The organism is Longimicrobium sp. (assembly GCF_048594345.1).
Lineage (GTDB): Bacteria > Gemmatimonadota > Gemmatimonadetes > Longimicrobiales > Longimicrobiaceae > Longimicrobium.
On sequence record NZ_JBMDXM010000254.1, the window covers coordinates 18382 to 30408 of the forward strand.

Annotated in this window: 1 protein-coding gene; it reads right to left on the reverse strand. The window is 73.7% G+C overall.

What is annotated here, in order from left to right:
• Positions 1-25 precede the first annotated feature (25 nt).
• Positions 26-11998: an amino acid adenylation domain-containing protein gene (locus ACOJUJ_RS27135; RefSeq protein WP_420130066.1), complete on the reverse strand. Its 11973-nt coding sequence runs from the start codon at positions 11996-11998 to the stop codon at positions 26-28.
• Between the last annotated feature and the right edge of the window lie 29 nt (positions 11999-12027).

Genomic DNA, 12027 nt, shown 5'->3' on the forward strand with positions numbered 1-12027 from the left:
TCAAGTCTCTCTCGATCATGTTCATTCAGACCAGCTGCTCGGCCTGGGCCTCGTCCATGCTCAGGATGTCCTCGTAGATCCTGCGCTCCACCTCGGCGGCCATCCCCTCCAGCGTGGGGGTGGCGAACACGGTGCGGATGGACAGCTCCAGCCCGAACGCGTCCTGCACGCGGGCGATGAGCCGCATGATGAGCAGCGAGTGCCCGCCCAGCCCGAAGAAGTCGTCGGTCACCCCTACCCGCTCCACGCGCAGCACCTCGGCCCAGAGCCCCGCCAGCGCCCCTTCGACCTCCGTGCGCGGCGCGACGTACTCGGCCGACGACGACGCCAGCTCCGGCGCGGGAAGCGCCTTGACGTCCAGCTTGCCGTTGGGGGTCAGGGGAAGCCGGTCCAGGACCACGAAGGCGGACGGGATCATGTGCTCCGGCAGCGACGAGGCCAGGAACTCGCGCATCTCGTGCGCGTTCACCTCGCCCACCACGTACGCCACCAGCCGGTGCTCGCCGGGCTGGTCCTCGCGCACGATCACCCGCACCTCGTCCACCCACTCGTGGGCGGTCAGGGCGCTTTCCACCTCGCCCGGCTCGATGCGGAAGCCACGGATCTTGACCTGCTCGTCGATGCGGCCCACGAACTCCAGCCGGCCATCCGCCGTCCAGCGCAGCCGGTCGCCGGTGCGGTACATCCGCGCGCCCGGGGTGGACGAGAACGGATCGGGGACGAACTTCTCGGCGGTGAGCGCCGGGCGGTCCAGGTAGCCGCGGACCACACCCTCTCCACCCACGAACGCCTCGCCGGGAACGCCCACGGGCACCGGCTGCAGCGCCGCGTCCAGCAGGTAGACCCGCTGGTTGCCGGTGGCGCGCCCCACGGAAACCGTCAGCGCGTCGTCGGCCAGGTGCTCCAGCTGCTCGTACGACGACCACGCGGTGGTCTCGGTGGGGCCGTACATGTGCAGCAGGCGCCGGGGCTTTCCGCCCGCCAGCACGCGCCGCACGCCGTCGGCGTCGGCCTGCTGCCCGCCGAACAGCACCTCGCGCAGCGTGCTGAAGATGTCGGGCTGCTCGCGCGACAGCTGGTTGAGCAGCGCCGTGGTCTGGTAGAGCGTGGTGATGCGCTCGTCGCGCAGGAACGACCGCAGCGCGGAGGGCGACAGCAGCACGTCGCGGCCGATGCCCACCAGGGTGGCGCCGTTCACCAGCGCGCCCCAGGTTTCGAACGCGATGGCGTCGAAGCTGGCGTTGCTGGCCTGGGCGACGCGGTCGCCGGGGCCAAAGGACACGTAGTCCGTCCCCACCACCAGCTGCACCACGTTGCGGTGGCTCACCATCACCCCCTTGGGCGTGCCGGTGGAGCCGGAGGTGTAGACCACGTACGCCAGGTTGTCGGGCGTGGCCCCGCTGGCGGGCGCCTTGGCCGACGCGCGGGCGATCGCCTTTGCCTCGCCGTCCAGCGAAACGATGCGCAGCCCGTCGCTCTCCAGCCCCCGGGCCAGGTCGCCGCGGGTGATGACGACGGGGGCGCCGGCGTCGGCCAGCATCAGCCGCAGCCGCTCCGCCGGGTACGCCGGGTCCAGGGTGAAGTAGGCGCCGCCCGCCTTGAGGATGGCGAGAAGGGAAACGATCATCTCCGCGCCCCGCTCCAGCAGGACGCCCACGCGGGCGTCCGGACCGACGCCATGGCGGACCAGGAAGCTGGCCAGGCGGTTGGCGCGCTCGTCCAGCTGCGCGTACGTCAGCCGCTCGCCCGCCCACTCCAGCGCCACGGCGTCCGGGTGCTCGGCCGCGCGGGCGGCGAACAGCTCGTGCAGGCACACGTCCCGCGGAAACTCGCGCGCCGTGCGGTTCCACGTTTCCACCAGCAGCGTGCGCTCCGCCTCGTCCAGCATGGGCAGCGCGTGCACGGGCCGCGCGTCGTCCGCGGCCATGGCGGCCAGCACGTTGCGCAGGTACCCCATCCACCGCTGCACCGTGGCGCTCTCGAAGAGCGAGGTGGCGTAGGTCACGCCGCCCACGATCCGCCCGTCGAGCTCCTGCAGTCCCAGCGACAGGTCGTACTTGGCGGTCAGCTGCGGGGCCGCGTCAACCTCGCCCAGGGTGAGCCGGGGAAGGTCCAGGGCGGCGCCGGGGGTGTTCTGCCACGCCAGCACCACCTGAACGAGCGGGCTGTGCGCCAGGGTGCGGGCGGGCTGCACCAGCTCCACCACCCGCTCGAAGGGGATGTCCTGGTGCTGTTGGGCCTGGATGGAGCGGGCCTTGACCCGCTCCAGCAGCTGCGCCACCGTGGGCGCGCCGCCCAGCTCCACCCGCAGCGCCAGGGTGTTGATGAAGAAGCCGATCAGCCCCTCGATCTCGGGGCGGCCGCGATTGGCGGAGGGCGTGCCCACCACCACCTCGGACTGCCCGGAAAGCCGGCCCAGCACCGCCGCCCACGCCGCCATCACGATGGTGAACAGCGTGGTGCCGTGGCGCTGGGCAAGCGCCCGCAGCCCCCGCGTAAGCGCCTCGTCCAGCTCGATCTCCACCCGGGCGCCGGAGAACTCCTGCCGCGCCGGCCGAACGTGGTCGGTGGGAAGCTCCAGCAGCTCGGGCGCGCCGGAGAGCGCCCCCTTCCAGTAGTCCACCTGCGCCTGCAGGACGTCGCGGTCCAGCCAGCGCCGCTGCCACGCCGCGTAGTCGGCGTACTGCACCGGCAGGGGCGGCAGGGGATCGGCGGCCCCGGTAGCAAAGGCGGCGTACAGCGCGCCCAGCTCGTTCACCAGCACGCTCACGCTCCAGGCGTCGGAGGCGATGTGGTGCAGGGTGAGCAGGAGCACGTGGTCGTCCGCCGCCATGCGCACCAGCCGGCCGCGGATCACGGGGCCGCGCTCCAGGTCGAACGGCGCGCCCGCCTCGTCGGCCATCAGCTCGTGCAGCGCGGCGGCGGCGTCCGCGTCGCCCGCCAGGTCGTGCTCGGCCAGGGCGAAGCCGCTCTCCGCCGGGGGGAGGATGCGCTGCACCGGCTCGCCCTCTTCCTGGGCGAACACGGTGCGCAGCGCCTCGTGCCGCTGGACGACGCGGTCCAGCGCCCGGACCAGCGCGCCGCGGTCCAGCACCCCCCGCAGCCGCAGGCGCAGGGGGACGTTGTACGCGGTGCCCACGCTCCCCATCCGCTCCAGGAACCACAGCCGCTGCTGCGCGAACGAGACGGCCAGGGGCTCGTCGCGCGACACGCGCTCGATCATCGGCGGCGCGTCACCCGCGTCCGCACGCAGCCCGCGGGCAAAGTCGGCCAGCACGGGGCGCAGGAACACGTCGCCCAGCGCGGCGTCGATCCCCAGCGCCTGGCGGATGCGGGAGACCACCTGCACCGCGCGCAGCGAGTGGCCGCCCAGCTCGAAGAAGTGGTCCCGGCGCCCCACGCGCTCCACCCCCAGCACCCCGGCCCACACCCGGGCCACGGCGGTCTCGGTTTCGCCCACGGGCGCCTCGAAGACGCGGGTGGCGAACGCGTCGCCCTCCGGCTCCGGGAGTGCCGCGCGGTCCAGCTTGGCGCTGGGGGTGAGCGGAAAGCGGTCCATGCGCACGAACGCGGCGGGGACCATGTAGTCGGGAAGCCGCTGGGCCAGGTGCGCCCGCAGCGCGGCCACGTCGACCGTCTCGTCGCCCGTGTACCAGGCGATCAGCCGGTTGTCGCCGGTGGCGTCGGCGCGGGCCATCACGGCCGCCTCGCGCACCCGGGGATGCTCGGCCAGGCGCGCCTCCACCTCGCCCAGCTCGATGCGGAAGCCGCGCACCTTGACCTGAAAGTCGTTGCGCCCCAGGAACTCCATCATCCCGTCCGCCAGCCAGCGGCCCAGGTCGCCGGTGCGGTACAGCCGGGCGCCCGGCCCGGTCCCGAACGGATCGGGGACAAAGCGCTCGGCGGTGAGCGCCGGGCGGTCCAGGTAGCCGCGGCACACGCTGTCGCCGCCCACGTACAGCTCGCCCACCACGCCCACGGGGACGGGGTTGCCGGCGGGGTCCAGCAGGTACACGCGCGAGTTGGCGGTGGGCCGGCCGATGGGGACGACGGCGCGCGCCTGCCCGGGCCCGCAGTGCGGCGCCATCATAGCGGTGGCCGCCTCGGAGGGTCCGTACAGGTTGTGCAGCACGGTCCCCGGCAGCCGCTCGCGAAAGCGCAGCAGCGCGGCGCCGGGCAGCGCCTCGCCGCCGGAGAGCAGCTGCCGCAGCCCCGCGCACCGCTCCAGCCGCGGGTTCTCCAGCAGCACCAGCAGCATGGAGGCGTTCATGTTCACCATGGTCACCCCCTGGGCCCGGATCACCTCCAGCAGGTAGTCGGGGTCGCGGTGCCCGCCCGGCCGCGCCATCACCACCCGCGCGCCCACGCTCCAGGGCAGGAACAATTCGCGGATGTGGCCGTCGAAGCTGAGCGACGTCTTGCTCAGCAGCACGTCGTCGGCCGTGAGCCCCCAGGCGCGCGCGCCCCAGGTGACCCGGTTCACCAGGCAGCCGTGGTGGTTCATTACCCCCTTGGGCCGCCCGGTGCTGCCGGAGGTGTAGATGACGTAGACCAGGTGGTCGGGATGCAGGTCCGCCCGCGCCGGGTTGCTGTCCGGCTGGCCGGCCCACGCCTCCGCGTCGGTTTCCAGGCGGACGACGGGGATCCCGCTCTCGCCCACGAGGCCGGCGATCAGCGCGTCGGCGACGCCGAACGCCAGCAGCGCGGCGGGACGGGAGTCTTCCACCATGTGGCGCAGCCGGTCGGCCGGGTAGTCGGGGTCCAGCGGCACGTAGGCGCCGCCCGCCTTGAGGACGGCCAGCACCCCCACCGCCATCTCCGTCCCGCGCTCCATGCACACCCCCACCCGCACGTCGGGCCCCGCGCCCAGGCCGACCAGGTGGTGGGCGAGCCGGTTGGCCCGCGCGTTGAGCTCCGCGTACGTCAGCGACTCACCCTCGGCGCTCACCGCCACCGCCTGCGGGGTGCGCTCCGCCTGCGCCTCGAACAGCTGGTGGACGCACGACTCGCGCGGGTACGGCGCGCCGGTGGCGTTCCACGACTCCACCACCAGCCCGCGCTCCGCGTCGGCCAGCAGCCCCAGCCGCGACAGGCGCACGTCGGCGTCGCGCGACACCTGGTCCAGCACCCGCTCCAGGTGGTCCAGCATGCGGGCGGCCGTGGCGGGGAGAAACAGCTCGGTGCTGTAGCCCAGGCTGGCGTGCAGCCCGCCCGCCGCCTCGGCACAGTGCAGGGTCAGGTCGAACTTGACGGTGCCGGTGTCCTGGCTCAGGTACTCGGCCGTCACTCCGGGAAGCCCCACGCCGCCGCCGGTGCCCGCCCCTTCACGGCCGTTGGCCAGGGTGAACATCACCTGGAACAGGGGCGAATGGCTGAGCGTGCGCTCGGGGGCCAGCACCTCCACCAGCTTTTCGAACGGCACCTCCTGGTTCTCGTACGCGCCCAGCGTGGTTTCGCGCACGCGGCCCAGCAGCTGGCGAAAGGTGAGGTCGCCGTCCAGGCGGGTGCGCAGCGCCAGCGTGTTGACGAAGAACCCGATCAGCCCCTCCACCTCGGGGCTGGTGCGGCCGGCGATGGGGCTGCCCACCACCACGTCCTCGGTGCCGGCGTACTTGGCCAGCAGCACCTGGAAGGCGGCCATCAGCACCATGTACAGGGTCGCCCCCTCCGCGCGGGCCAGCTCGTTCAGCCGCGCCAGGACGCCGGCGCCGAACACCGCCTCCTGCTCCGCGCCGCGGTGCGTGGGCACCGCCGGGCGGGGAAAGTCGGTGGGCAGCTCCAGCAGCGCGGGCGCGCCCCGCAGCCGCTCCTTCCACCACGCCACCTGCCGGTCCAGCACCTCACCCGCCACGTGCCGGCGCTGCCACGCCGCGTAGTCGGCGTACTGCACCTTCAGCTCGGGAAGGGACGGCGTCCGGCCCTCGGCGAACGCGCCGTACAGCGCCTGCAGCTCGCCGAACATCACGCCCAGGCTCCACCCGTCATGAGCGATGTGGTGCTGCGAGGTGAGCAGAACGTGGTCGTCGTGGGCCAGGCGCAGCAGCGCGGCGCGAAACACGGGGCCGGCGGCCAGGTCCCACGGGCGCAGCGCGTCGGCGGCCACCAGCCGCCGGGCCTCGGCCTCGCGCGCGTCCGGGTCCATCCCCTCCAGATCCGTCACGGGGACGGTGAACTCGCCCGCGGGGCGGACGATCTGCACCGGCACCCCGTCGCGCTCGGCGTACACGGTGCGCAGCACCTCGTGGCGGCGCACCAGCTCGCCCAGCGCGCGCCGCAGGGCATCCGCGTTCAGCGCGCCGCGCAGCCGCAGGGCCAGCGGGCGGCTGTAGACGGTGTTCCCCGGCTGCAGGCGGTCCAGGAACCACAGGCGCTCCTGGGCAAACGACAGCGGCATCTCGGGGGCGCGCTCCACCGGCGTCACCGGGGGCAGCAGCCCCAGCTGCTTGGCGCGGATCGCCTCCACCCGCTCCGCCAGGGCGGCCACGGTGGGGCACTCGAACAGGTCGCGCGGACGGACGGCCGTGCCCAGCACCGCCTTGGCCTTCGCGCCCACGCGGGTGGCCTTGAGCGAGTGCCCGCCCAGGTCGAAGAAGGAGTCGTTCACGCTCACGCGCTCCACCTTGAGCACGTCGGCGAAGATCCCGGCCAGCACCTCCTCCACCGGCGTCCGCGGCCCCACGTAGCGGTCGGCCACCACCGGCTCGTCCTCGCCGGGACCCGCCAGCGGCGCGGGCGGCTCCACCCCCGCCGCCGCCGCGCGAATCTCCTCCACCCGCTCGGCCAGTCGGGCCACCGTGGCCCTCTCGAACAGGTCGCGCGGCTTGAGCGCCACGCCCAGCACGGCGCGGGCGCGGGCGCCCACGCGGGTGGCCTTGAGCGAGTGCCCGCCCAGGTCGAAGAAGGAGTCGTGTACGCTCACGCGCTCCACCTTGAGCACGTCGGCGAAGATCCCGGCCAGCACCTCTTCCACCGGGGTGCGCGGCGCCACGTACGAGTCCTCGACCGGCGCTTCGACGGTGACGGACGCTTCGGCGGCGGGCGCCTCGGCGGCGGCGGCGGGCGCGGCGGACACCTCGACCCCGGCCGCTACGGCGCGGATCGCCTCCACGCGGGCGGCCAGCCCGGCGACGGTGGGGTTCTGGAACAGGTCGCGCGGGCTCAGGCGTACGCCCAGCACGGCCTTGGCCTTCGCGCCCACGCGGGTGGCCTTGAGCGAGTGCCCGCCCAGCGCGAAGAAGTCGTCGTGCAGGCCCACCTGCTCCACCTTCAGCACGTCGCAAAAGATGCCGGCCAGCACCTGTTCCACCGGGGTGAGCGGCGCGTCGGGCGTCTGCCGCGCGGCGGCCGCGGGCGTGGGAAGCGCCGCGCGGTCCACCTTGCCGTTGGCGTTCAGCGGCAGCTTCTGCAGAGAAACGAAGACCGCCGGGACCATGTACTCGGGAAGGGTCTGCCGCAGCAGGTCGCGCATCGCGCGCTCCTGCGCGGAACCCACCACGTACGCCACCAGCTGCAGTTCGCCGTCGTCGTCCTCGCGGGCGACGACCACGGCCTCGTCCACGCCCTCGGCGCCGCGGAGCGCGGCGGCGATCTCGCCCGGCTCGACACGGAAGCCGCGGATCTTCACCTGGTCGTCGATGCGGCCCAGGAACTCCACGTTGCCGTCCGGCAGCACGCGGCAGCGGTCGCCCGTCCGGTACAGCCGGCCCTCGCCAAAGGAGCTGGTGACGAAGCGCTCGGCGGTGAGCTCCGGCCGGCCCAGGTAGCCGCGCGCCACCCCGGCGCCGCCGATCAGCAGCTCACCGGCGACGCCCGCGGGCACCGGGCGCAGCTCCGCATCCACCACGAACACCTGGTAGTTGGGGAGCGGGCGCCCCAGCACCAGCGTCCCCGACCGCGTGTCGGGACGATCCGCCGCGACGCGGTAGGTCAGCGCGCCGATCGTCGTCTCCGTAGGGCCGTAGTGGTTGAAGACGGCCACGGAGGGAGACGCCTTGACCAGCTCGTCCACCCAGGGAAGCAGCGAGGCCTCGCCGCCCAGCACCAGCCAGCGGCGCGGCATGACCCGGCGCGGGTCGCCGCCCGCCTGCAGCGCGGCCAGGTGCGAGGGGGTGATCTTCAGGCAGTCGATGGCGTGGCGGGCAAAGTACTCGGCCACGTCGTCGCCGCTGAAGATCCGCTTCTCGCTCAGCACGTGCAGCGTTCCGCCCCACGCCAGCGCGGAAAAGACCACGGTGTTCCCCAGGTCGGCGGACAGCGTCGACACGGTGGCGAAGCTGGCCCCCTCCTCCAGCCCCAGGCGGTCCTTGAGGCCAAGGACGTAGTTGGCCACCTGCCGGTGCTCCACCGCCACGCCCTTGGGGGTGCCGGTGCTGCCGGAGGTGTACACCAGGTACGCCAGGTGCCCGGCGGACGCCCCGCCCGCCGGGTTCTCCGTGCTCTCGCCGGCCAGCGACTCCGCCTCGTCCAGGCAGATCACCGGCACGCCGGCGGAAAAGCGGTCCGCCAGCGCGCGGCGGGTGACCAGCGCGGCCGCGCCGGAGTCGGCCAGCATGAAGGCCAGCCGCTCGGCGGGAAGGGCGGTGTCCAGCGCCACGTAGGCGCCGCCGGCCTTGAGCACGCCCAGCAGCGCCACGATCATCTCCGCACCGCGCTCGAAGCACATCGCCACGGGCACGTCGGGGCCCACGCCCAGCGCGCGAAGGCGGTGCGCCAGGCGGTTGGCCCGCGCGTTCAGCGCCTCGCAGGTGAAGGACTCGTCCTCGCACACCAGCGCCACGGCGGCGGGGGTGCGGGCGGCCCGCGCCTCGAACAGGCGGTGGATGCACGCGTCCGCCGGGGATTCCGTGGCAGTGCACGCGTCCACCTGGACGGTCTCCGCGCCCGCCCCCAGCTCCAGCGCCGCCAGCGGCAGGTCGTCGCCGGTGATCTGCTCCAGCACCCGCTCCAGGTGGGAAAGGATGCCCTCCACCGTGGCCTGCTCCAGCAGGTCGGCGTTGTAGATGGTGTGCAGGACGATCAGGTCGCCCCCGTCCACCGCGTCGATGTGGATGTCCCAGCGGGTGGACTGCGCGCCCGGGCGCTTCACGGGCACCAGGTCCATCCCGGCGAATGTGGGACGCGACGCCGCCTCGACCGAGGCCGCGGGCTCCATGTTGATCTCCACCGCGATCAGCGGCGCGGCGGCGGGATCACGCGGGCGGTCCAGCCTTTCGTGCAGGCGGCCCCAGGTGAGCACCTCGTTCTCGTACGCGTCCAGCAGCCAGCCGCGCACCTGCCTGAGAAAGCGCTGCGTCCCGGTATCCGCGTCCACGCGGCTGCGGATGGGGAGCACCTCCACGCAGTGCCCCACCAGCGAGCCAGCCCCCTCGAAGGGCCGCCCCGAAGAGGAGATGCCGATCATCAGGTCGTCCTGCCCCGTCATCCGGTGCAGGGTGGCCAGCACGCCCGCCGCCAGCGTCATGAACGGCGTGGTCCCCTGGCGGCGCCCCAGCTCGCGGATGCGCCCGGCCAGCGCGGACGACAGCGGCCGCGAGACGTGGCCGGCGCGGTTGGTGGGAAAGGCCGCGCGCGGGTGGTCGTACGGCAGCCGGGTGGGCTGCGCGCCCTGGAACCCCGCCAGCCACTCCGCCTCGCGGTCCGCCGAGGTCCGCGCGTACTGGTCGTAGAGGCGCGCGAACTCGCTGAACTGCATGGCGGGGGGAAGGACCGGGGCGCGCCCCTGGCCGCGCGCGGCGCAGGCGGTCTCCAGGTCGCGCTGCAGGATGTCGAGCGACAGCCCGTCCGCCGCGATGTGGTGCACCACGAGCTGAAGCACGCTGCTCTCCGGCCCGTTGGCGTGCAGGTAGACGCGGAACAGCGGGCCCGTCTCCAGGTTGAACACCCCGCGCACGGCGTCGGTCATGGCCCGCTCCAGGCGCGCCGGGTCCGCCGGCGCGCCGGAGTCGTCGATGAACACCGGCAGCTGGGCCAGCGCGGGAAGCACGTGCTGCACCTCGTCCGAGACGAACACGGTGCGCAGCGACTCGTGATGCGCCACCAGGTCCGCCACGGCGGCGCGCAGGGCGGCCGCGTCGGGGCGGCCGCGCAGCCCGATCACCACCTGCTCGTTGTAGGCGCGCGAGGCGTCGTCGCCAAACTGGGCGTGCACCCAGATCTGGCGCTGCGCCGGCGTGAGCGGCACCGCCCGCGGGCCGGCCTGGGCCGAGGGAAACAGCGTGATCCCCTCGGGCAGCGGCGTGCGCGCGCCGCCGTCGGGGCGCGGGGGCATGAAGCCGGCGTCGCGCAGCGCGTGGATGCTCTCGCGGAGGATGCGCACCAGGTCGTCGCAGTCCTGGTCGGTGTGGACGGTGCTCAGAAAGCAGCCGCGCTGCTCCCACACGTACACGCCCCGCTCCAGCATGTGGTAGTGCAGCAGCTCCGCCGCCGTCTCGCCGGGACGGATGATGAAGCGGAAGTTGCTGTGCGCGTGGACGATGCGCAGGGGCGCGCCCTCCTCCTCGATCACGGCGCGCAGCGAGGCCACCAGGCGCGCGGCGCGCAGGTTCACCTCGTCGTACAGCGCCTGGCCCTTTTCCCTGAGGTGCACCAGCACGGCGTGCGCGGCGGCCATGGCCGCCGGGTGCTTGCAGAAGGTGCCCGCGAAGAAGGTCTGGTCCACGACCGGGTAGCTGTCGTCGCCAAAGCTCCACTGCCCGCCGTCGATGGCGTCCATGAAGCGCGCCTTGCCCGCCAGCACGCCGATCGGCAGCCCCCCGCCGATGATCTTGCCGTAGGTGCCCATGTCGGCTTCGACCCCGAAGAAGCCCTGGGCGCCCCTGGGCCCCATGCGCAGGCCGGTGATCATCTCGTCGAAGATGAGCGCCGTGCCGCTCTTTTCCGTCAGCGCCCGCGCCTGGTGCAGGAACTCGCGCGGCTGCAGCGACGGGTGGTTGCTCTGGATGGGCTCCACCAGCACGGCGGCCAGCTCGTGGCCGTGGGCGCGCATGTACTCCAGCGCCTCCTCGCTCCCGTACGGAAACAGGACGACGTCGTCCACCATCCCCTGGGGAGTGCCGGGGGCGATGGCGCGCGGCCGGCCGCCGGGGCCGGGGCGGGCCAGGATGCCGTCGAAGCAGCCGTGGTACGCGTTCTCGAACAGCATCACCTTGTCGCGGCCGGTGACGGCGCGCGCCACGCGCAGCGCCGTCATCACCGCCTCGCTGCCCGTGTTGCAGAAGGTGACGCGCTCCATCCCCGTGACCTCGCTGAACAGCCGGGCCGTGGGGCCGGCCAGGTCGCTCTGCGGGCCGGTGTGAAAGCCGCGGCGCACCGACTCCTCCACCGCCTTCACGATGAACGGCGGCCGGTGGCCAAAGAAGTGGACGCCGAAGCCCAGGGTCCAGTCCACGTACTCGTTCCCGTCCAGGTCCCACAGGCGCGTGCCCTCCGAGCGCTCGCCCACGATGGGGTACATCAGCTCCTTGTTGGCCAGGCGAAAGCCCAGCGACGCGCGGTTGTCGGACAGGTGCGGGCGGTGCTCCGCGGCGTACTCGCGCGAGCGGCGGGTACGCTGGGTGTAGCGCCGGACCAGCGCCTCGAAGTACGCGTTCTGCTGCTCGTTGTAGCCGCCGCCCAGCCCCATGGTGGCGCTCACCGGGCGGTGCGGGCCGTGCGAGGCGGGCTTTTCCGGCTCCGCCGTCTCCAGCGCGGTCTGCACCCGCTCCAGCCGCGAGGGCGGCGTGGGGACGGGCGCGGGGTGCCCGTTGCCGCGGTGGCCGTTCTCCCCGTGGTGCCCGTTTCCGCCGCCGGCCGCGCCGTTCTCTCCGTGGCCGTTCCGGCCGTGGGCGGGCGCGGCGGCGGGGAGGGCGGCGGGCGCCGCGGCGCCGCCGAGCATGGCCAGCTGGCTCTGCATGATGGCCAGCTGCTGCGCGAAGATCGCCTGCAGCCCGGACGCGTCGCCCGGGGGCGTCGTGCTGGCCTGCGGCACCTGCACCATGGCGGGCGCGGCGGCCGGGGCCACGGGCGCGACGGCCGTCGGCGCGGGCGCGG